Below are 19979 nucleotides of genomic sequence, written 5' to 3'. Positions count from 1 at the left end.
GGGCTCGGTCTGCTGGCCGCCGGTAGGAAGGACGTCGTGACAGGTCTGTTCGCCGGCACCTTCGCCCGGGGCGGGACGGCGGCGGCCGTGTCCGACGACGCCTGGTTCCGCGCGCTGCTGGAGGTCGAGGCCGCCCTCGCCCGCGCCGCCGCCGCGGCGGGCCTGGTGCCCGCGACGGCGGCCGACGCGGTGACCGCCGCCTGCGCCGACCCCTCGCGGCTGGACCTCGCGGCCGTCGTCGCGCACGCCGCGGACGCCGGCAACCCGGTGCCGCCGCTGGTGCGGGCGCTGCAGGCCGCGGTGGGGGAGCGCGACGCCGTCGCCGTGCACGTGGGCGCCACCAGCCAGGACGTGCTGGACACCGCGCTGCTGCTGCTCGCCCGGCGGGCGGTGGCGGCGCTGGACGCCGACCTGGCCGCGGCGGCCGACTCGTGCGCGGCGCTGGCGCGGGCGCACCGCGACGACGTGGTCGTCGGCCGCACGCTGATGCAGCAGGCGCTGCCGACGACGTTCGGGCTCAAGGCCGCCATCTGGCTCGCCGGGCTGGACGGCGCGCGGCTGCGGCTGGCCGAGGTGGTCGCCTCGCTGCCGGTGCAGTACGGCGGCGCGGTCGGGACGCTCGCGGCGTCGCGCGGTGCCGGGGTGACGGTGCGGGCGGCGCTGGCGGAGGAGTTGGGGTTGGTCGCGCCCGCCGTCCCGTGGTTCACCACGCGGCTGCCGGTGGCCGACCTCGGCGGGGCGCTCGGTGCGGCCGCGGGCGTGGTGGCGACGGTCGCCGTGGACGTGTTGCTGCTGGCCCAGTCGGAGGTGGCCGAGGTCGCCGAGGCCGGCGAGGGGCGCGGCGGGTCCTCGGCGATGCCGCACAAGCGCAACCCGGTGGCGGCGATCTCGGCGCGGGCGTGCGCGCGGCGGGCCCCGGGCCTGGTGGCGACGCTGCTGGGCGCGATGGAGCAGGAGCACGAGCGGGCCGCCGGCGCGTGGCACAGCGAGTGGCCGACGCTGACCGACCTGCTGGTCACCGTGGGGTCGGCCGCATCCTGGCTGGCGGAGAGCCTGCGCGGGCTGCGGCCCGACGTCGGCCGGATGGCCGAGGCCGTGTCCGAGGCCGGCGAGGGGTCGCTGGCCGGCGCGCTGGCCGAGGCGCTGACGCCGTCGCTGGGGCGGGGCGCGGCGCACGACGCGGCCGCGGAGGCCGCGCGGCACGCCCGCGAGACGGGCCGGACGCTGGCCGAGGTGGTGGCCACCCGGACCGACGTCGACGTCGCCGCGGTGCTGGCCGCGGCCACGCCGGACGTGGGGGAGGCCGGCGCGCAGGTGGACGCCGCGCTGGCCGAGCACGAGCAGCTGGTGGAAGGGGCACCGTGACCGCGGTCGAGGTCAGCTACACCGAGGACGGGCCGGCCGACGCGCCGGTCGTCGTCCTGTCCAACTCGCTGGGCGCCACCCGGGGGATGTGGGACCCGCAGGTGCCGGCGCTGGCCGAGCGGTACCGCGTGGTCACCTACGACACCCGCGGGCACGGCGAGTCGCCCGCGCCGGCCGGGCCGTACACGGTCGACGACCTGGCCGACGACGTCGTCGCGCTGCTGGACCGGCTGGGGGTGCGGCGCGCGCACGTGGTGGGGCTGTCGCTGGGCGGGATGACGGCGATGCGGCTGGCCGCGCGCGAGCCCGAGCGGGTGGGCCGGCTGGCGCTGCTGTGCACCTCGGCGAAGCCGGAGCCGCAGGGCTTCCTCGACAGGGCGGTGCAGGCCCGCTCGGGCGGGACGGCGCCGCTCGCGCCGGCGATCGTGGGCCGCTGGCTGACCCCGGGTTACGCCGCGCAGCACCCGGACCTCGTGGCGCGGCTGGAGGCGATGATCGCCGGCGCCGACGACGAGGGGTACGCCAGCTGCTGCGAGGCGGTCGGGCACTTCGACGCCCGCGAGGACCTCGCGCGGATCACCGCGCCCACGCTGGTCGTGTCCGGCGCGGAGGACCCGGCGCTGCCGCCGCCGCACCAGCGGCTGATCGCCGACGGGATCGCCGGCGCCTCGCTGCTGTCGGTGAGCCCGGGCGCGCACCTGCCCAATCTGGAGCAGCCGCTGGAGGTCACCGGCGCGCTCCTCGGCCACCTCGACGCCGCCGGGGGGCACGCGTGAGCGGGGCGCCGCTCGACTCGGACGACGCCCGCCGGGACGCCGGGATGCGCACCCGGCGCGAGGTGCTCGGCGACGCGTGGGTGGACCGGGCGGTGGCGAACACGACGCCGTTCACCGCCGGGTTCCAGGACTTCATCACCCGGGTGGCGTGGGGCGACGTCTGGCAGCGCCCGGGCCTCGAGCGGCGCGAGCGCAGCATCGCCACGCTGTCGATCTGCATCGCGCTGCGGCACTGGGACGAGTTCGCGCTGCACGTGCGCGCGGCGGTGCACAACGGCCTGACCGAGGACCAGGTCGCCGAGGTCATCCAGCACGCCGCCGTCTACGCCGGCGTCCCGGCCGCCAACCACGCCTTCAAGGTCGCCGGCCCGATCCTCCAGGAGATGCGCGCCGGCTGACCCGGGCCTCAGTCCCGCCCGGCGGGCTCCGCGGGACTGGGCGTGAGCGCGATCGCGGCGACGGTGACGAGCCCGACGAGGACCGTCGCGGTCACCTCGTCGTCCAGCCAGTAGTGGAACAGCGCGGCACCCAGGCCGACGAGGACCGCGAGCAGCAGCCGGCTCCGGATCCCGTCCAGGTACGCCCCTCCCGCCTGCACTCCCACGGCCCTCATGAGCAGAACGGTAGGTAGGGATCGGGGCGGTCCCGGGCCGTTCGGGGACGTGCCGCGGACGCGTTCGACGGGCGCGGTGAGCCGTCACGGGGAGGAGCGCCCCGGTCGCCGCCCGCCTTCGGTGGCGCCCTGTCCCGTCACTGCCCGGGTGCAGTCTGCCGCGCATGGCCGACTTCTCGTCACAGCACCGGCACCACGCCATCGACTACGTCGAGCTCGCCGTGACCGACCTCGACCGCGCCCGGCGGTTCTACGCCGACGCCTTCGGCTGGCGGTTCACCGACTACGGCCCCGGCTACGCCGGGATCCAGGACCCGGGCGACCCGGCGGCGGAGGTGGGCGGCCTGCGCCTGGACGACGAGGTCCGTCCCGGCGGCCCGCTCGTGCTGCTCTACTCCGCCGACCTGGACGCCTCCGTGGACGCCGTGACGAGCGCCGGCGGCCGCGTCGTCGACGGCCCGTACGCATTCCCGGGCGGGCGCCGGTTCTCCTTCACCGACCCGAGCGGAAACCAGCTCGGCGTCTGGTCGGAGGCCTGACCCAGCGCACGTCGGGGGCGCGCCGGCCCACGGCGATGGGGTGGGGTGCGGTTCAGGCGGCTGGGGTGAGGAGTGGCGCCGGGGTGGTGATCTCGGTGCCGTCGGGCCGGTAGGTGCGCCAGGTGCCGGTCGGTTGTCGTTCGCCCCGGAAGCCGTGGTGGACCTTGGCGTGGTGCCGCTCGCACAGCAGCGCCGAGTTCTCGAGTGAGGTCTCGCCGCCGTCGATCCAGTGGACCAGGTGGTGCACGTCGGCCCACCGAATAGGGGCGTCGCAGCCGGTGAACACGCACCCGCCGTCGCGCAGCTCCACGGCCCGGCGTAGGTGGCGGTCGGCCAGCCGCTTGGCCCGGCCGAGGTCGAGCGGGGTGCCGTCGGGGCCGAACACGACCCGGGCGATGCTGGCGTCGCACGCCAGCCAGCGGGCCTTGGCCGCGGAGATCACCGCCCCGGATCCGAGCTGCCCGCTGCCGTGGCCGGTGGCCGGGTCCTCCAGGGCGATCGTGGCGATCACCTGGGGCCGGGTGCCGCGCAGCACCGGCGCCGCGCCCGCGGCGAGGGCATCGAGGTGGAACCGGCCGGACAGCGAGCCGTCGGCGTGCCGGGACAGCGTCAACGACCGCCCCTCGGTCGGGTCGGGCTCGGGCCCGTCGGGGTCGAGGTCGGTGCAGTAGTGCTGCACCACCTGCACCAGGTCGGCGGGCGCGCGCTCGACCGCGACCCCGGTGAGGACCGCGTCGATCACGGCCGGGTCCACGCCCTGGTCGGCGGCCGAGGCCAGCCGCTCGGGGGTCACCGCCTTCGCCGCGACCGCGACCTGCTCGGCGGACACCAGACCGGCGTCGTGGGCTTCGGCCAGCGCCGGGAGGTGCTCCAGTGCCCGGCCGTTGCGCACCAGCCGGGCGGCCTCCGCCGGCGAGGGCCGGCAGTGCCCGCGCAGCCACGAGGACATCGATCTCAGCCCGTCCCGCTCGGGAGCCTGGGACAGCTCCGCGGACCGCACCGCGCGGGCCAGCCGGGCGTCGCTCCGGTTGCGCTCGGCGACCAGCGCGGCGACGTCGTCGAGGACGTCCCCGCCGGCCAGCCACTCGAACACATGATCGAAGTCTAGTGGATCCACGAGCCTCGTGCAGGGTGAATCCCCAGGTCAGCGACTCGTCCACAGACCTCGCCGACCCCTTGCGCGGCGGCCACGGGACGCCTCCGCGAGGATCGCAGACGCACGGGGAACAGCGGGACCAACAGCAGGACCAACAGCAGGACGAGGAGAGGGACGACGTGGCACTCCTGGACGACGGCGCGTGGCAGGGCAAGGTGTGGACCGGCGCCTGGACCGACGGGTCCGGCGGCACCTACGACGCGGTGGAGCCGGCCACCGGCGACGTCATCGCGCCGGTCGGGAAGGCGACCCCCGAGGACGTCCACGCGGCGGCCGAGCGGGCGGCGGAAGCCCAGCGGGCGTGGGCGGCCGCCCCGTTCGAGGAGCGCGCGCGGGTGCTGCGCCGGGCCGGCCAGGTGCTCGAGGACAACGCCGACGAGATCAAGGGCTGGCTGGCCCGCGAGTCCGGCGCGATCCAGCCGTTCGGCGACTTCCAGGTACACACCAGCGCCCAGGAGTGCTACGAGGCCTCCGCGCTGCCCAGCCACCCCTACGGGGAGCTGCTGCGCACCGGCGCGCCGCGGCTGAGCTTCGCCCGCCGCGTCCCGGCCGGCGTCGTCGGCGTCATCGCGCCGTTCAACGTGCCGACCATCCTCGCGATCCGCGCGATCGCCCCGGCGCTGGCGCTCGGCAACGCCGTCGTCCTCAAGCCCGACCCGCGCACCGCCGTCTCCGGCGGCGCCGTGTTCGCCCGCGTCTTCGAGGAGGCCGGGCTGCCGGCCGGCGTCTTCCAGGTGCTCCCCGGCGGGGCCGACGTCGGCGAGGCGCTGGTCACCGCGCCGCAGGTGCGGGTCATCGCCTTCACCGGCTCCACGAGGGCCGGCCGGATCGTGGGCGCGCTCGCGGGGCAGCACCTCAAGCGTGCGCACCTCGAGCTGGGCGGCAACTCCGCGCTGATCGTGCTGCCCGACGTCGACGTCACCGCCGCCGCCAGCGTCGGCGCGTGGGGCACGTTCAGCCACCAGGGCCAGATCTGCATGGCCACCAGCCGGCACCTGGTGCACGAGTCGATCGCCGAGGAGTACACCGCCGTCCTCACCGAGAAGGTCGAGAAGCTGCCGGTCGGCGACCCGTTCCGCGAGCAGGTCGCGCTCGGCCCGCTCATCGACGCCGGTCAGCGCGACCGCGTGCACGGGTTGGTCACCGCGAGCGTCGACCAGGGCGCCACGGTGCGCACCGGCGGCACCTACGAGGGGCTGTTCTACCGGCCGACCGTCCTCGGCGGCGTCGCCATCGACCACCCGGCTTACCAGGAGGAGATCTTCGGTCCGGTGGCGCCGGTGACGCCGTTCTCCAGCCTCGACGAGGTCGCCTCCCTCGCCGCGGGCACCGAGTACGGCCTGAGCCTGGGCATCCTCACCCGCGACGTCTACGCCGGCCTGGAGCTGGCCGAGCGCATCCCGTCCGGCCTGGTGCACATCAACGACCAGACGGTCAACGACGAGGCGGTCGCCCCGTTCGGCGGCGTCGGGGCGTCCGGCACCGGCTCCCGGCACGGCGGCCCGCAGGCCAACATCGAGGCGTTCACCGAGACCCAGTGGGTCACCGTGCGCGGCGACCTGCCCGCCTACCCGTTCTGAGCGCCCGGGGCCGTGCACTTCCGCGGAGGTGCACGGCCCCGGGAGAGTGGCCCGCATGCACGAGCTGTTCAGCGAGGAGCGCTCGGCCGACGTCGTCGCCGCCAGCTTCGCGGGCACCCTGGACCCCCGGCTGCGGCAGGTGGTGACGTCGCTGGTCCGTCACCTGCACGCCTTCGTCAAGGACGTCGAGCTCACCGAGGCGGAGTGGGCCGCGGCGATCGACTTCCTCACCCGCACCGGGCACACCAGCGACGCCGTGCGGCAGGAGTTCGTGCTGCTCTCCGACGTCCTCGGCGTCTCGATGCTGGTGGAGACGATCAACCACCGCAGCGGCGGCACCGGCACCGAGTCCACCGTGCTCGGCCCCTTCCACCAGGTCGCGTCGCCGGAGCGGCGGCTCGGCGACGACATCGCCCTCGACGGCAAGGGCACCCCGTGCCTGGTGTCCGGGCGGGTCACCGGCCCGGACGGCGAGCCGCTGGCCGGCGCCACCGTCGACGTCTGGCAGGCCAACGCGGACGGCTTCTACGACGTCCAGCAGCCGGACGTGCAGCCGCCGGGCAACCTGCGCGGGCTGTTCACCGCCGACGACGACGGCCGCTTCTGGTTCCGCTCGGTCGTCCCGCGCTGGTACCCCATCCCCGACGACGGCCCGGTCGGGCAGCTGCTCGCCGCCACCGGCCGGCACCCCAACCGCCCCGCGCACCTGCACGTCATCGCCGCGGCCCCCGGGTACCGGCCGGTGACCACGCACGTGTTCGTCGCCGACTCGCCCTACCTCGACTCCGACGCGGTGTTCGGGGTCAAGGAGAGCCTCGTCCGGGACGTGCCCGAGGTCGACGACCCGGAGCGCGCCGCCGCGCTCGGCCTGCCCAACCCGTTCCGCACCCTCGCCGTCGACGTCACGCTGCTGCGCGACTAGGGGCGGAGCCGCAGCACCTGCCCGGGGCGCAGCTGCGCGCAGCGGTCGACGTCGTCGTCGGCGACGTAGCCGGCCACCGGGTAGCCGCCGGTCACCGGCGCGTCGGCGAGGAACAGCACCGGCTGCCCCGACGGCGGCACCTGCACCGCGCCGCGGACCAGCCCCTCGCTGGCGAGCTCGCCCTCGACCGCGCGGTCCAGCCGTGGGCCGGCCAGCCGCAGCCCCACCCGGTTGCTCTCCGCCGTGACCGTCCAGGCGGCCGACGCCAGCGCGTCCCGGGCCGAGGAGCTCAGCCAGTCGGCGCGCGGGCCGGGCAGCAGCCGCACGGTCACCTCCCCGGCGGGCGGGTCGGCGACCGGCGCCACGTCGACGCCGGGCAGCGGGCCGGCGGCGTCGCCGACCGGCAGGACGTCCCCGGCCCGCAGCGGCGCCGGGCCCAGGCCGGAGAGCACGTCGGTCGACCGCGAGCCCAGCACCGGCGGGACGGCGATCCCGCCGCGGACGGCGACGTAGGTGCGCAGCCCCGCGGCCGGCGCCCCGAGCGCCAGCGTCGCCCCGGCTCGGAGCAGGCCGGGTGCGGCGTGCACCGGCGACCCCGGGCACCGCGCGCCCGTGGTGACCACGAGCAGGTCGGCCCCGGCGCGCACCGCCAGCCCGCCGAGGGTCGCCTCCAGCACCGCGGCCGCGGGGTCGTTGCCCACCAGCCGGTTCGCCAGCGCGGCCGCCGCGCGGTCCGCCGCCCCCGACCGGCCCACGCCGATCCCACCGAGCCCCGGGCGCCCGCGGTCCTGCACCGTGGTCAGCGGGCCGGGGGACAGCACGGTCAGCACGGCACGAACCGCACCCGCACGCCCGGGCGCAGCAGCGCGGCCGGGTCGCGGGCCAGGTCGAACACCGGGACGTCGGTGCGCCCGACCAGCCGCCACCCGCCCGGCGACGCGCTCGGGTAGACCCCGGTGAACCCGCCGGCCAGGCCCACCGACCCGGCCGGCACCCGGGTGCGCGGGGTGGCTAGCCGGGGCACGTCCCAGGGGTCGGCGTCGGGGACGCAGTAGCCGAAGCCGGGGGAGAACCCGCAGAACGCCACGGTCCACTCCCGCCCGCTGTGCGCCGCGACGACGCCGTCGGGGTCGGTGCCCAGCAGCTCCGCGACGTCGGCGAGGTCGGCGCCGTCGTAGCGGACCGGCAGCTCGACCCGCTCGCCGGTGTCCGCCCGGCCCGGCCGCCACGGCAGCCGCTCCAGCGCGGCCCGCACGTCGGCGAGGTCCCCGTCGGCCACGACCAGCACCGTCCGCGCGGCCGGGACGACGTCGACGACGCCCGGCAGCGCCCGGTCGCGCAGCGCGGCGGAGAACCCGAGGACGGCGTCGAGGTCGTCGAGCTCGACCAGCAGCGCGGCCGACCCGCTCGGCAGGACGCGCATCAGGCGAACGGCGCCAGCGCGACGCCGGCGGCCGTGAGCGCGGCGCGGACCTCCCGGGCGATCGCCACCGCGCCGGGGGTGTCGCCGTGCACGCAGATCGAGTCCGGCGCCAGCACCAGCGTGCCGCCTTCGGCGTCGGTCACCGGCTCCCCGGCGGCCATCGCCACGCACCGACGGGCGATCTCGCCGGCGTCGGTGAGCACCGCGCCCGGCTGCCGGCGGGGGACCAGCGTGCCCGCCGGGGTGTAGGCGCGGTCGGCGAACGCCTCGGCCACCGTGGGCAGCCCCGCCTCGCCGGCCAGCCGCAGGAACGCCGAGCCGGGCAGCCCCAGCACGGGCAGGGACCGGTCGTACGCCGCGACGGCGGACACCACGGCCGCGGCCTGCTCCTCGTGCGCCACGATCGCGTTGTACAGCGCCCCGTGCGGCTTGACGTAGCGCACCCGCGTCCCCGCCGCCCGCGCCAGGCCGTCGAGCGCGCCGAGCTGGTAGAGCACGTCGGCGGCGAGCTCGTCGGGCGCGGCGTCGAGGAACCGGCGGCCGAAGCCGGCGAGGTCCCGGTAGGACACCTGCGCGCCGATCGCGACGTCGGCGTCGGCGGCCTGCGCGCACACCCGCCGCAGGGTCAGCGGGTCCCCGGCGTGGAACCCGCAGGCGACGTTCGCACTGGTCACCACCTGCAGCATCGCGGCGTCGTCGCCGAGGGTCCACGCACCGAAGGACTCCCCGAGGTCGGCGTTGAGGTCCATGGCGACATCCTCGCGGTCGACCCGCGCACGCCACGCGGTCAGCCGACCAGGAGGCAACTACCGTTCCGGTGACGCCCCTGTGAGCCGGGAGCGCGCCCAGCACGGGAGGAGGCGGTGCCGGATGCACCGGGACCTGGTGGTGATCGGCGCCTCGGCCGGCGGTGTCGAGGCGCTGCGCGACCTGCTCGCCGGCCTCCCCAGGGACCTGCCCGCCGCGGTCCTGGTGGTGCTGCACATGCCCTCCAGCGGCCGCAGCGCCCTGCCGGCCATCCTCGGGCGGGTGTCGGCGCTGCCGGTGTCCGCGGCCCAGGACGGGATGCGGCTGGAGCCCGGCACGGTCGTCGTCGCGGTGCCCGACCGGCACCTGATGGTGGCCGACGGCCGCCTGCAGCTGTCGCGGGGACCGCGCGAGAACGGCCTCCGGCCGGCGGTCGACGTCCTGTTCCGCTCGGCCGCCCGCGCCCACGGCCCCCGGGTGGTCTCGGTCGTCCTGTCCGGCGCGCTCGACGACGGCACCGCGGGCACGATCGCCGTCCGCGCCCGGGGCGGGGCGGCCATCGCGCAGGACCCGGAGGAGGCGCTCTACCCGAGCATGCCGCTGCACGCGGTGGAGGTCGGCGGGGCCGACCACGTCGCCGGGCTCGCCGAGCTGCCGAAGCTGCTGGACCGGCTGGTGCGCGAGGAGGTCGACGCCGTCGCCCCGGCACCCACCCACCTCATGACGACGGAGACGGACATGGCCCGACTCGACGGCGAGGCGATGGAGGAGGACACGCGGCCGGGGACGCCGTCGGGCTTCGGCTGCCCCAGCTGCCACGGCGCCCTGTTCTCGATCAGCGAGGGCGGCTTGGAGCGGTACCGGTGCCGCGTCGGCCACGCCTGGTCGCCCGAGGCGCTGGCCGCCGAGCAGGCGGAGGCGCTGGAGGGCGCGCTGTGGATGGCGCTGCGCGGCCTGGAGGAGCGGGCGGCGCTCAGCCTGCGCATGGGCCTGCGCGCGGAGGACAGCGGGCACCGGCACAGCGCGCTCGCCTTCCGGCGCCGGCACGACGAGGCGCTCGGGGCCGCCTCGCTGCTGCGGGACCTCCTCGAACGCGGTGCGCTCAACGGCGAGGGTCTCCCGGACCAGGTCGACGACAGGCTCGGCGACCCCGCCGAGGGCGCGGCGGAGGCCTGATCCGTGGCCGACGAGAGACGGCGGGACCAGGACCCGGTGAGCGACGACGGAACGACCCCCGACCCGGGCAAAGGCGACGTGACGACCGACGACCTGCCCGCCGGGGACCCGGCGGAGGACGACGACCTGCTGGCCGACGACGCCGAGCCCGACGACGGCGGGGCCGACGCCTTCAGCGACGCCGCCGCGGGCCTGGACCCCGACTTCGAGTCGCTGCTGGTGTACCTGCGCGAGCGGCGCGGCTTCGACTTCACCGGCTACAAGCGGCCCAGCCTGGTCCGCCGGGTGCGCCGGCGCATGGCCGAGGTCGGCACGACCTCGGTCGCCGAGTACCGGGACTTCCTCGAGGTCCACCCCGACGAGTTCGCGCCGCTGTTCAACACGATCCTCATCAACGTCACCAGCTTCTTCCGCGACCGCCCGGCCTGGGACCACCTGCGCGACCGGCTGCTGCCGGACCTGCTGGCCGCCGCCGGACCGCGGATCCGGGTGTGGAGCGCGGGCTCCGCGTCCGGGCAGGAGGCGTACAGCCTGGCGATCCTGCTGGCCGAGACGCTCGGCGTCGACGAGTTCCGCGAGCGGGTGAAGATCTACGCCACCGACGTCGACGAGGAGGCGCTGGCCCAGGCCCGCCAGGCGCTGTTCACCGAGCGCGAGATGGCGGGCCTGACCCCCGAGCAGGTGGAGCGGTACTTCACCCAGGAGGGCACCCGGTTCGCCTTCCGCAAGGACCTGCGGCGCTCGGTCATCTTCGGCCGCAACGACCTCGTGCAGGACGCGCCCATCTCGCACGTGGACCTGCTGCTGTGCCGCAACACGCTCATGTACTTCAACGCGGAGACGCAGAACCGCATCCTCGGCCGGCTGCACTTCGCGCTCGCCCCGCACGGGCTGCTCTTCCTCGGCAAGGCCGAGATGCTGCTCTCGCACGCGCAGCTGTTCGTCCCGGTCGACCTCACCCGCCGGTTCTTCCGGAAGCGCGACGGCGGGGGGCAGCCCGAGCGGCGGGCGGTCCCGGCCGTCCCGCGCAGCGAGTTCGACGGCGGCCTGGGCGACCTGTCCCGGCTCCGGCGCCAGGCGATGCTCTCCTCCCCGGGGGCGCAGCTGGTCCTCGACGCCGACGGCCGGCTGGCCCTGGTCAACCACCACGCCCAGCGGCTGTTCCACGTCGACGAGCGTGACGTCGGCCGGCCGTTCCAGGACCTCGAGGTGTCCTACCGCCCGGTCGAGCTGCGCGGCGCGATCGCCGAGGCGGTGAGCGGCCGGCGCGCCGTGTGGCTGCGCGGCGTGGAGCGGCACCAGGCGGGCACGGAGGCCCTCGTCTTCGACGTCCAGGTGCTGCCCCTGTCCCGCGAGGACGGCACCCCGCTCGGCGTCACGGTCGTGTTCGAGGACGTCACCCCCTACCGGCGGCTGCAGCGGGAGCTGGAGTACGCCAACCGGCAGCTGGAGACGGCCTACGAGGAGCTGCAGTCGACCAACGAGGAGCTGGAGACCACCAATGAGGAGCTCCAGTCGACGGTCGAGGAGCTGGAGACCACCAACGAGGAGCTCCAGTCCACCAACGAGGAGCTCGAGACGATGAACGAGGAGCTCCAGTCGATGAACGACGAGCTCCACACGACCAACGAGGAGCTGCGCGTCAGCACCGACGAGGTCGCCACGCTCAACGAGTTCATGACCGGCGTGCTCTCCAGCTTCCGCGCCGGCGTCGTCGTCGTGGACCGGGACCTGCGGGTGCTGGCGTGGAACTCCGCGGCCGAGGACCTGTGGGGCCTGCGCCAGGACGAGGTCAGCGGCCAGTACCTGCTCAACCTGGACATCGGGCTGCCGGTGTCGGACCTCCACCCGCTGCTGCGCCGACAGGTGGCCGGTGAGGAGCCCTCGCACGAGACCGTCGAGCTGCGCGCGGTCAACCGGCGGGGGCGGCCGGTGCAGGTCCGGGTGACGGTGAGCGCCTTCGCGCCCCGCGCCGGGCAGGGCGGCGGCGCCGTCGTCCTCATGGACCCCGTCGACTGATCACCGGGCGGCGGCGATCACCTCGTCGGCGTGCCCCTCGACCACGAGCTGGGCGAGGTCGCGGACCTTGACGTTGAGCCGGTTGCTCAGGGTGACCAGCCGGGCGAACGCGTCGTCGGCGTCGACGCCGAGCCGGCCCATGAGCACGCCCTTGGCCTGGTCGATCACCGCCCGCGTGGACAGCGCCTGCTCGAGGTTGGCGGTGAGCCGGTGCAGCGACTCCCGCTCGCCGACCTCCTGCAGCACGGCCGCGAGCGCCACCGCGACCAGCTCGGCGATCCGCCGGTCCGCGGGCCCGAAGGCGTCGGCCCGGGACGAGTAGACGTTGAGCACGCCGGTCGGCTCGCCCGTCAGTGCCATCGGCACCGCGAGGACGCTGCGCACCGGGCCGACCGCGGCCAGCCGGGCCAGCGCCGGCCACCGGGGGTCGGTGCGCAGGTCGCCGGTGACGACGACCTCGCCGGTGGCGGCGGCGTCCAGGCACGGGCCCTGCTCGGCGCGCATCTGCCGGCCGTCGGCCTCCTGGGCGACCGTGGAGTCGCTGCCGAGGAACCGCGGCGCCGTGGGGGAGCCGATGGTGATGCTCACCCAGTTGGCCGCCGGGACGGCGCTCTGGGTGAGCGCCGCCATCCGGCCGAGCAGCTGCCGGCGGTCGCCGTCGGTGCCGGCCAGCCGGGTCAGCTGGGTGAGCGCCTCGGCCACGGTGACCGGCGTGCCCTCCCCGTCGCGGGCGGCGGGCGCGCCGCCGGGGACCTCGGGCGGGCCGAGCGGGATGCCGCTGTCGTCGGTGACCAGGACCCAGCGGATCCGCGCCCGCAGCGGGTCCGGGTCGACCACGTCCGGCGCGCCGAACAGCTGCCCCGCGGCGCTCGCGCCACTGCGACCGCGGACGGTGACCGGGGCGCGGTACGCGTCGACCTGCCCCGACCTGAGCGCGCGCAGCGCCGCCCGCAGGCCGGGCACGTCCCGGGGCTCGAGGTAGACGGTCAGCGGCTTGCCGGCGAGCCGGGGCACGGAGACCCCGGCCAGCCTGGCCAGCTCCGGGTTGACCTCCACCAGCTTGCCCGCGCCGTCGGTGACGAACAGGCCGACGGGCAGGACGGCGGCGACGTGCTCGTGCCACCGGCGCTCGTCGTCGAAGCGCGCGACCAGCCGGGCGATCTCCTCCTGCTGCGCGCGCAGTTCCTCCTCGGCGACCCGCAGCTCCTCGTGCGCGACGGCGAGCTCGGCGAGGTCGTCGACGACGCGCCGGTCCGGCAGCGGGCCGGTGTTCACGGCGAGCCCTCCCGGGCCGCGGCGCCGTCGGCGGCCGCCTGCCGCCGGTCCTCCTCGGCCTCGTCGCGGTGCTGGGCCGCCCGGCGGCGGTGCTCCGCGGCGTCGCCGATCCCGCGGGCGGCGGCGTCGTCGTGCAGCCGGGCCGTGCGCTCGTGCAGCTGGGAGGAGTGCTCGTGCCGCGCGGCGGAGCGGCGGTGGGCCGCCTCCGCGCGCTCGGCGGAGTCCTCGGCCGCCTCCTTCGCCGCCCGGACGTCGTGCTCGGACGGGACCTGGCCCGAGTTCAGGCGGAACAGCCGGTCGGCCAGCTCGCGGGTGCGCCGGCCGGCCGCCTCCGCGCGCTCGGCGGCCTGCTGCGCCTGGTCCTCAGGGGTCATGCCCCCATCGTGCTCGCCCCGGCCGCCCGCCGCACGCGTGTCCGGCACGGCGGCGAACGGCCCTCACACCCGCCCGGCGGCCCGCTCCCGCGCGGCCGCGCGCACCCGGGAGTGCCGGTAGCCGTAGGCGACGTACACCAGCATCCCGAGCGCGAGCCAGGCCAGGAACCGCAGCCACGTCTCGATGCTCAGGTTGAGCATCAGGTAGAGGCAGGCCAGCGCGGCGACGACCGGCAGCACGGGGGAGAACGGCACCCGGAACGGCCGCTCGAGCTGCGGGCGGGTGCGGCGCAGCACCGGCACCGCGACCGCCACCAGCAGGAAGGCGAACAGCGTCCCGATGCTCACCAGGTCGGCCAGCGTCCCGAGCGGCACGAACGTCGCCAGCACCAGCACCAGGACGGCGAACAGCAGCGTGACCCGCGCCGGGACGCCGGTGCGCGGGCTGACCCGGGCAACCGCCGGCGGGAGCAGCCCGTCGCGGCCCATGGCGAACCCGATCCGGCCGATGGTGATCAGGTCGACCAGGATCACCGAGGTCAGCCCGGCCACCGCGGCGATCGACACCAGCGACGACGCCCAGCCCAGCCCCACCTGGTCGAACGCGTCGGCGATCGGCGCGCCCTCGTCGATGTCGGTGTACTCGACCATCCCGACGACGACGAACGCGACGCCGACGTAGAGCGCGGTGGCCAGCCCGAGGGTGCCGAGCAGGCCGAGCGGCACGTCCCGCGCCGGGCGCCGGGTCTCCTCCGACAGGTTGGCCACCGCCTCGAAGCCGGTGTAGGCGAAGAAGACGACGGCCGCCGCGGTGAGCACCCCGCCGACGCCGAACGCGACCGGCTCCAGGCCGGCGAGCACCTCGATGAGCGGCCGGGCCAGCCCGCTGCCGCTCTCGGCCGGCTGCGACGGCGGCACGAACGGGGTGAGGTTGGCGCCGCGGACGAACCAGACCCCGGCCAGGATGACGAACAGGCAGACGGCGACCTTGACGACGACGAGCACGCCGGTGACCCGCGCCGACTCGCGGATGCCCAGCACCGCCACGAGCGTCAGGACGACGACGATGAACGCCGCGCCGACGTTCACCGTGGCGGTCTCGCCGAACATCGACGGCGGCAGGTCCAGCAGGTTGCCGACGTAGCCCGACCAGCCGCGGGCGACCACGGCCGCGCCCAGGGCGAACTCGAGGAACAGGTCCCAGCCGATGATCCACGCGACGACCTCGCCGACCGTGGCGTAGGTGTAGGTGTACGCGCTGCCCGCCGTCGGCACGGCCGAGGCCAGCTCGGCGTAGCAGACCGCCGCGAGCAGGGCGACCACGCCGGCGATGGCGAAGGAGACCACCACCGCCGGGCCGGCGCTGTTCTTCGCCGTCACGCCGGTGAGCGTGAAGATCCCGGTGCCGATGACGATGCCGATGCCGAACCCGACCAGGTGCCGGGCGGACAGCCGCTTGCGCAGGTGCCCGCCGCGGTCGGGCGCCCCCTCGTCGTTCCCGGCGTCCGCGCGGACGGCCTCCACCGACTTCGTCCGGAACAGGTCCACGGGGGGACGCTAGGTCGGCGCGCGCCCGCCCGCTGGGTGAGGAGGAGGGTGGTCCTTCCTCAGACCTCGTCGACGGGGAAGGTGCGCGACGGGGAGACGAACTCGTCCTGGGCGGCGACCAGCAGGATCTCCCGCGAGCCGGCCTCCTCGGTGCGCCGCAGCAGCCCCCAGACGCTGGCCGCGGCCCGGCCGAGCGCCTCGCCGGCCGAGCGGGTGTCCAGCCAGTGCGCGAGGAACAGCGCCGCGATCGCGTCGCCGGCGCCGTTGACCGACACCGACAGCCGCGGCGTGCGCACGCGGAAGTGCCGGCCGCCCTCGGAGGCGAGCAGGTCGACGGCGTCGTCGGGGGTGTCGTCGGTGACCAGCGACGTCGTCAGCACCACCCGGGGGCCCAGCGCCTGCACCGCGGCGACGGCGTCCTGCACCTCGGCGAGGGTGCGGGTCGCCGTCCGGGCGAGCAGGTCGAGCTCGTAGTGGTTGGGCGTGACGACGTCGGCCGCGGGGACGGCGACCTCGCGCATGAACTCCTCGATGCCCGGCCGCACGAACACGCCGCGGCCGACGTCGCCGATGACCGGGTCGCAGGCGTAGACGGCGTCGGGGTTGGCCGCGCGCACCCGCCCGACCGTGCCGACCACGGCGTGGCCGATGTCGGCCGAGCCGAGGTAGCCGGACAGGACCGCGTCGGCGGTGCCGAGCACGCCGCGGTCGGCGATGCCGTCGACGACCTCCTCGATGGCCTGGCCGTCGAACACCCGGCCGGTCCACGCGCCGTAGCCGGTGTGGTTGGAGAACTGGACGGTGTGCACCGGCCAGACCTCGACGCCGAGGCGCTGCAGCGGGAAGACGGCCGAGGAGTTGCCGACGTGGCCGTAGGCGACGTGCGACTGGATCGAGAGGACGCTCACCACGGGCGCACACGCTGCCATGCGCCCGCGGTCCGGTCAGCCGAGGGTGGCGACCAGGTCGCGGCAGGCCTGCTCGCAGCGCCGGCAGGACTCGGCACAGACGCGGCAGTGCTCGTGCATCTCCGCGTGGGACGCACACTCGTCGCCGCAGGCCCGGCAGGCGGCGGCGCACGCCTCGAGGACGGTGCGGGTGAGGTTCGCGTCGTAGCCGGTGTGCCGGGACAGCACCCGCCCGGTCGCCGCGCAGACGTCGGCGCAGTCCAGGTTCGTGCGGACGCACTTCCGCAGCTCGGCGACCATCTCCTCGGACAGGCAGGCGTCGGCGCACGCGGTGCACGCCTGCGCGCACTCGACGCACGCCTCGATGCAGGCGGTGAGCCGCTCGCGGTCGATGCCGCCGAGATCGGCCGGGTAGGTGTCGAGCATCTGCGCGGCGACGGTCACGTCGGTCTCCGTTCCCTGCGTCGGGCCGGGGCGGCGGGCGCCGTCCCGGGCGGCGGGTCCCGGCGCGCCGTCCGGTCGAGCCGGGCGACGACGAGCGCGTGCGGGAGCGTGAGCGCCGCCAGGACGGGCAGGGCGGTGGCCAGGGACCCGTGCCAGCCTCCCGCGGCCGGCCACAGCAGCGCCAGGACCGCGAGCACCGCGAGGGTGGGCAGCGCCGCGGCGGCGGCGAACCGGCGCAGCGGCGCGCCGAGCCGCCCGCGGGCCAGGTCGTCCGCGTTCGCCGGGTCCGTGGCGACGAGGCGGGCCACGTGCCGGACGGCGTGCCAGCAGCCGAACCACACGCCGAAGGCGGCGAACGGCGGGGCGACCAGGACGAGCACCAGCAGGACGGCGACCTCGGCGGCCTCCAGCCACCGGCCGGCCAGCAGCCGCTCGGCTGCCAGCGCGGCGGCCGCCGGGAGCACGGTGACCAGCACCGTCGCGACGACGGCGGCCGGCAGGACGCCGCTGCTGCCGGGCACGACCGCGGCCACGACCGGCGCGGCCCCGTCCGCCCCTCGGGCCAGGGGGACGAGCAGGACCAGCGCACCCAGCACCACGGACGCCGTCGCCTGCCGGTGCACCGGGCGGCCGGCCCGGAGGTCGGCGAAGGCGGTCTCCCCGGTGCCGAAGTGCCAGGTCGCCACGAGCACGAAGACGACCAGCGCCGGCCCCGGCGCCGCCCGGAACAGCAGCCACCCGGCGGCGGCCACGGCGGCGTAGCCGAGGGCGACCAGCGCCCGGCGCGGCAGCCGCCCGCCGGTTCCCAGGTGGTCGACCGCCCCGTGCGGGAGGCCCAGCAGGAGGCCCGCCGCCAGCGGCAGCCAGGCCAGGTGGCCCCAGCCGACGGTGACCTCGACGGCGACCACCGCCGCCACCGCGGTCAGCGAGACGGCGGTGGCGGCCCGCGCGGGGGCGGCGACGGGACCGGCGGGCGACGGCACGTTCAGGCCCGGTCGGCCGTCCAGGCCGTCCCGTACCGGCCGGCGGAGACCCGGCTGCCGGGGTCCCGCCCGGGCAGGTGCTCGACCTCGTGGTGCTCGTGCGGATAGGCCGGGTGCGTGGCGAACACCGGGGCGTCGAAGACGGTGTTGTCCTCGAAGCGGGTGCTGCGGTGCTCGGTCTGCGTGCCCGGCAGCACCGCCTCGCTCTGGTGCACGTTGCTCACCCACACCGACCGGGGGTGCGTGTCGACGCCGGCGGCGACGTCCTCGGCGGTGCGCAGCTTGGCCACCTTGTGCACCAGCACGCCGAAGCCGACCTTGGCCAGCACGTCGGCGGCGGAGTAGGCCACCTGCATGCCGGTCAGCCACGCGGGCGTGACGTCGACGAACACCGGGACCGCGTAGACCAGCGGGTAGACGCCGAAGGCGGCCAGCAGCACGGCGGCCGCGTTGCGGAGGCTGGTCCCGGCCTCGACGCTCATCGACGCCGTCGAGGAGCGGACGGCGCCGATGAGCGCGACGTACAGGTAGGCGTAGAAGACGGTGCTGATGCAGCCCCACAGCACCAGCGCGCCGACGTCGCGGCCCTGGGCCAGCACCTGGCTGCCCAGGAAGCCGGTGAGGATCATGAGGAAGGCCGCGGCCATCGTGGTGAACCGCAGGGTGCGCGCCCGGGCCCCGGTGAGCGAGCAGACGGCCAGCAGTTCCGCGGTCAGCAGCGGGACGGTCACCGACCAGTCGGCGTACCGCGGGTACAGCGTCGCGCGCGCCTCGGCGTTCGGCACGTAGACGCCGTCCTGCAGGTCGAAGCCGGTGTCCCACTTCAGGTACAGCACCAGGTACGACAGCGCCGCGACGCCCGCGATGCACAGGCCGGCGAGCACGGCGGGGCGGTAGCGGGCGCCGACCTCGTCCCGGCTGGTCCACGAGTAGAGGAGGTACGCGACCAGGGCGAGGCCCGCGCCGGCGAGCGAGTAGGTGACCAGGTCGTACAGGCCGGGCGGCATGGTCTGCAGCTCGGGGGTGGGCGTGTCGGACACGTCTGCGGGACCTCCGGGGAGCCGGGGCTGCCAGGCCGCGGCTCGACCCGCGGCGGGGTTACCCCTCGTCACCCGGCCGAACCGGGCGTGCTCCGTCGGGCGGGTGGCCGTGGTCGTCCGCGTAGGCGGCGACCCGGGCCCGCACGTCCCCGCCGCGGTGGAGGAACTGCCGGTCGAGCACGCCGGTGAGGTCCTCGAGCGCGAGGCCCAGCAGCGCCGCGGCCGCGCGGACCTGCGGGTCGGCCGAGCGGCCGGCGGCCTCGGCCAGCGCCAGCGCGACCGGCAGCTGCAGCGGCAGCGCCGTCTCGGGGTCGACGTCGCGGAAGTAGTGCGTCTCGGCGTGCTGGGTCACGTCGACCCGTACCTGGGCCAGGTCGACGGCGACCTCGCGCACCAGGCCCGCGTCGACGTCCGCCGGGGGCAGCGCCGCCCGCCCGAGCAGGGACAGCCGCAGCGCCAGGGCCCGCCGTCGGCTCAGCGCCGGGTACACCTGCAGCACCCAGGTCACCGCCGCGGTCAGCAGGACGAAGCCGACGAGGGCCTGCAGGGGGACGGCGATCCGCAGCCACGGGCTCTCGGGGACGATGTCGCCGAAGCCCAGCGTCGCCAGGGTGACCAGGGAGAGGTAGACGGCGTCGAGCACGCCGCTGCGGCCGGACTCCAGCCCGCTGCCGTAGACGAAGCCGTGGGGCAGGTGCGGCCAGTAGACGAGGGTCCAGCCGGTCACCAGCAGCGCGATCCAGACCAGGACGACGACGACCATCGCCATCGGCCCGCCGAGGAAGCCGGCCGCGGACCGGTGCCGCGCTCCCCGGCCGGCCCGCCAGACCGCCTGCATCAGCCGCCGGCTCAGCCCGCGGCGGCCGCTGGGGTGCCACAGCGTGTGCACGATGTCCCGCAGCACGAGCAGGACGAGCAGGGCACCGGCCGTCGTCGCTGCCCATCCCGCCGCGGAGGCCACGCGGCGAGGGTGCCAGCAGGGAGTCCCGCGCGGAGGGGGGGGGGGGGGGGGGGGGGGGGGGGGGGGGGGGGGGGGGGGGGGGGGGGGGGGGGGGGGGGGGGGGGGGGGGGGGGGGGGGGGGGGGGGGGGG

21 protein-coding genes are annotated in these 19979 nt (G+C 76.4%); 8 read left to right on the top strand and 13 right to left on the bottom strand.

Features of this window, described 5'->3' with window-relative positions; genetic code table 11:
* Nucleotides 1-36: 36 nt before the first annotated feature.
* Genes pcaB through pcaC form a run of 3 tightly spaced genes read left to right on the top strand, consistent with a single transcriptional unit; the run spans nucleotide 37 to nucleotide 2539 of the window.
* Nucleotides 37-1365: a 3-carboxy-cis,cis-muconate cycloisomerase gene (gene pcaB, locus ACI8AR_RS12070; RefSeq protein WP_457051249.1), complete on the top strand. Its 1329-nt coding sequence runs from the start codon at nucleotides 37-39 to the stop codon at nucleotides 1363-1365.
* On the top strand, nucleotides 1362-2141 hold the full coding sequence (gene pcaD / locus ACI8AR_RS12065; protein WP_457051248.1) for a 3-oxoadipate enol-lactonase: 780 nt from the start codon (nucleotides 1362-1364) through the stop codon (nucleotides 2139-2141). Before pcaB ends, pcaD begins: the two co-directional genes overlap by 4 nt.
* Nucleotides 2138-2539: a 4-carboxymuconolactone decarboxylase gene (pcaC, locus tag ACI8AR_RS12060; RefSeq protein WP_457051247.1), complete on the top strand. Its 402-nt coding sequence runs from the start codon at nucleotides 2138-2140 to the stop codon at nucleotides 2537-2539. The genes pcaD and pcaC overlap by 4 nt, the downstream gene beginning before the upstream one ends.
* Nucleotides 2540-2547: 8 nt before the next feature.
* On the opposite strand, the gene ACI8AR_RS12055 is transcribed toward pcaC, so the two are convergent.
* Nucleotides 2548-2754, bottom strand: a complete 207-nt coding sequence (locus tag ACI8AR_RS12055; protein WP_456934869.1) for a hypothetical protein — start codon at nucleotides 2752-2754, stop codon at nucleotides 2548-2550.
* A gap of 164 nt (nucleotides 2755-2918) precedes the next feature.
* Here ACI8AR_RS12055 and ACI8AR_RS12050 point away from each other — a divergent pair, with 164 nt between their 5' ends.
* Nucleotides 2919-3293: a VOC family protein gene (locus ACI8AR_RS12050; protein ID WP_457051246.1), complete on the top strand. Its 375-nt coding sequence runs from the start codon at nucleotides 2919-2921 to the stop codon at nucleotides 3291-3293.
* 52 nt (nucleotides 3294-3345) lie between these two features.
* On the opposite strand, the gene ACI8AR_RS12045 is transcribed toward ACI8AR_RS12050, so the two are convergent.
* Complete coding sequence (locus tag ACI8AR_RS12045; RefSeq protein WP_457051245.1) at nucleotides 3346-4386, bottom strand: DUF222 domain-containing protein; 1041 nt, start codon at nucleotides 4384-4386, stop codon at nucleotides 3346-3348.
* A 182-nt stretch (nucleotides 4387-4568) separates the two neighbouring features.
* On the opposite strand from ACI8AR_RS12045, the gene ACI8AR_RS12040 reads away from it, so the two are divergent.
* Nucleotides 4569-6029, top strand: a complete 1461-nt coding sequence (locus ACI8AR_RS12040; RefSeq protein ID WP_457051244.1) for a benzaldehyde dehydrogenase — start codon at nucleotides 4569-4571, stop codon at nucleotides 6027-6029.
* Between the two features lie 55 nt (nucleotides 6030-6084).
* Entirely contained in the window at nucleotides 6085-6951 is an 867-nt protein-coding gene (locus ACI8AR_RS12035) for an intradiol ring-cleavage dioxygenase (RefSeq protein ID WP_457051243.1), read from the top strand.
* On the opposite strand, the gene ACI8AR_RS12030 is transcribed toward ACI8AR_RS12035, so the two are convergent.
* The 3 genes from ACI8AR_RS12030 to ACI8AR_RS12020 are packed head-to-tail and all read right to left on the bottom strand — an operon-like array spanning nucleotide 6948 to nucleotide 9123.
* The gene (locus tag ACI8AR_RS12030) at nucleotides 6948-7781 is read right to left on the bottom strand and encodes a 5-oxoprolinase subunit C family protein (RefSeq protein WP_457051242.1); all 834 of its coding nucleotides are present in this window, start codon (nucleotides 7779-7781) and stop codon (nucleotides 6948-6950) included. The genes ACI8AR_RS12035 and ACI8AR_RS12030 overlap by 4 nt on opposite strands.
* Nucleotides 7775-8374, bottom strand: coding sequence for a 5-oxoprolinase subunit B family protein (locus ACI8AR_RS12025; RefSeq protein ID WP_457051241.1), 600 nt, complete (start codon nucleotides 8372-8374; stop codon nucleotides 7775-7777). The genes ACI8AR_RS12030 and ACI8AR_RS12025 overlap by 7 nt, the downstream gene beginning before the upstream one ends.
* On the bottom strand, nucleotides 8374-9123 hold the full coding sequence (locus ACI8AR_RS12020; RefSeq protein ID WP_457051240.1) for a LamB/YcsF family protein: 750 nt from the start codon (nucleotides 9121-9123) through the stop codon (nucleotides 8374-8376). The genes ACI8AR_RS12025 and ACI8AR_RS12020 overlap by 1 nt, the downstream gene beginning before the upstream one ends.
* Before the next feature lie 121 nt (nucleotides 9124-9244).
* On the opposite strand from ACI8AR_RS12020, the gene ACI8AR_RS12015 reads away from it, so the two are divergent.
* Both ACI8AR_RS12015 and ACI8AR_RS12010 read left to right on the top strand, forming a co-directional pair.
* Nucleotides 9245-10297, top strand: coding sequence for a chemotaxis protein CheB (locus ACI8AR_RS12015; RefSeq protein ID WP_457051239.1), 1053 nt, complete (start codon nucleotides 9245-9247; stop codon nucleotides 10295-10297).
* 3 nt (nucleotides 10298-10300) lie between these two features.
* Nucleotides 10301-12316, top strand: coding sequence for a CheR family methyltransferase (locus ACI8AR_RS12010; RefSeq protein ID WP_457051238.1), 2016 nt, complete (start codon nucleotides 10301-10303; stop codon nucleotides 12314-12316).
* On the opposite strand, the gene ACI8AR_RS12005 is transcribed toward ACI8AR_RS12010, so the two are convergent.
* The 8 genes from ACI8AR_RS12005 to ACI8AR_RS11970 form a co-directional block, all read right to left on the bottom strand.
* On the bottom strand, nucleotides 12317-13591 hold the full coding sequence (locus ACI8AR_RS12005) for an ANTAR domain-containing protein (RefSeq protein WP_457051237.1): 1275 nt from the start codon (nucleotides 13589-13591) through the stop codon (nucleotides 12317-12319).
* Complete coding sequence (locus tag ACI8AR_RS12000) at nucleotides 13588-13965, bottom strand: hypothetical protein (protein ID WP_456934858.1); 378 nt, start codon at nucleotides 13963-13965, stop codon at nucleotides 13588-13590. The genes ACI8AR_RS12005 and ACI8AR_RS12000 overlap by 4 nt, the downstream gene beginning before the upstream one ends.
* Before the next feature lie 63 nt (nucleotides 13966-14028).
* Entirely contained in the window at nucleotides 14029-15513 is a 1485-nt protein-coding gene (locus tag ACI8AR_RS11995) for an amino acid permease (RefSeq protein WP_457051236.1), read from the bottom strand.
* Nucleotides 15514-15572: 59 nt separating this feature from the next.
* A complete protein-coding gene (gene pdxY / locus ACI8AR_RS11990; RefSeq protein WP_457051235.1) occupies nucleotides 15573-16424 on the bottom strand; it encodes a pyridoxal kinase PdxY in 852 nt (283 codons plus the stop codon).
* Between the two features lie 33 nt (nucleotides 16425-16457).
* Nucleotides 16458-16865 (bottom strand): four-helix bundle copper-binding protein, encoded by a 408-nt coding sequence (locus ACI8AR_RS11985; RefSeq protein ID WP_457051234.1) that lies wholly within the window; start codon nucleotides 16863-16865, stop codon nucleotides 16458-16460.
* Complete coding sequence (locus ACI8AR_RS11980; RefSeq protein ID WP_457051233.1) at nucleotides 16862-17848, bottom strand: beta-carotene 15,15'-dioxygenase, Brp/Blh family; 987 nt, start codon at nucleotides 17846-17848, stop codon at nucleotides 16862-16864. The genes ACI8AR_RS11985 and ACI8AR_RS11980 overlap by 4 nt, the downstream gene beginning before the upstream one ends.
* 2 nt (nucleotides 17849-17850) lie before the next feature.
* On the bottom strand, nucleotides 17851-18888 hold the full coding sequence (locus ACI8AR_RS11975) for a bacteriorhodopsin (RefSeq protein ID WP_457051232.1): 1038 nt from the start codon (nucleotides 18886-18888) through the stop codon (nucleotides 17851-17853).
* 58 nt (nucleotides 18889-18946) lie between these two features.
* Entirely contained in the window at nucleotides 18947-19849 is a 903-nt protein-coding gene (locus ACI8AR_RS11970; RefSeq protein ID WP_457051231.1) for a potassium channel family protein, read from the bottom strand.
* Between the last annotated feature and the right edge of the window lie 130 nt (nucleotides 19850-19979).

It is taken from the genome of Geodermatophilus sp. SYSU D01036, assembly GCF_054050435.1.
This window is presented reverse-complemented; position numbering and strand designations above follow the sequence as displayed.

Bases quoted from the DNA above. Each gene is read 5' to 3' on its own strand.
- ACI8AR_RS12050 (WP_457051246.1), top strand. From the start codon at position 2,919: ATGGCCGACTTCTCGTCACAGCACCGGCACCACGCCATCGACTACGTC.
- ACI8AR_RS12000 (WP_456934858.1), bottom strand. From the start codon at position 13,965: ATGACCCCTGAGGACCAGGCGCAGCAGGCCGCCGAGCGCGCGGAGGCG.
- ACI8AR_RS12020 (WP_457051240.1), bottom strand. From the start codon at position 9,123: ATGGACCTCAACGCCGACCTCGGGGAGTCCTTCGGTGCGTGGACCCTC.
- ACI8AR_RS12055 (WP_456934869.1), bottom strand. From the start codon at position 2,754: ATGAGGGCCGTGGGAGTGCAGGCGGGAGGGGCGTACCTGGACGGGATC.
- ACI8AR_RS12015 (WP_457051239.1), top strand. From the start codon at position 9,245: ATGCACCGGGACCTGGTGGTGATCGGCGCCTCGGCCGGCGGTGTCGAG.
- ACI8AR_RS12035 (WP_457051243.1), top strand. From the start codon at position 6,085: ATGCACGAGCTGTTCAGCGAGGAGCGCTCGGCCGACGTCGTCGCCGCC.
- ACI8AR_RS12025 (WP_457051241.1), bottom strand. From the start codon at position 8,374: ATGCGCGTCCTGCCGAGCGGGTCGGCCGCGCTGCTGGTCGAGCTCGAC.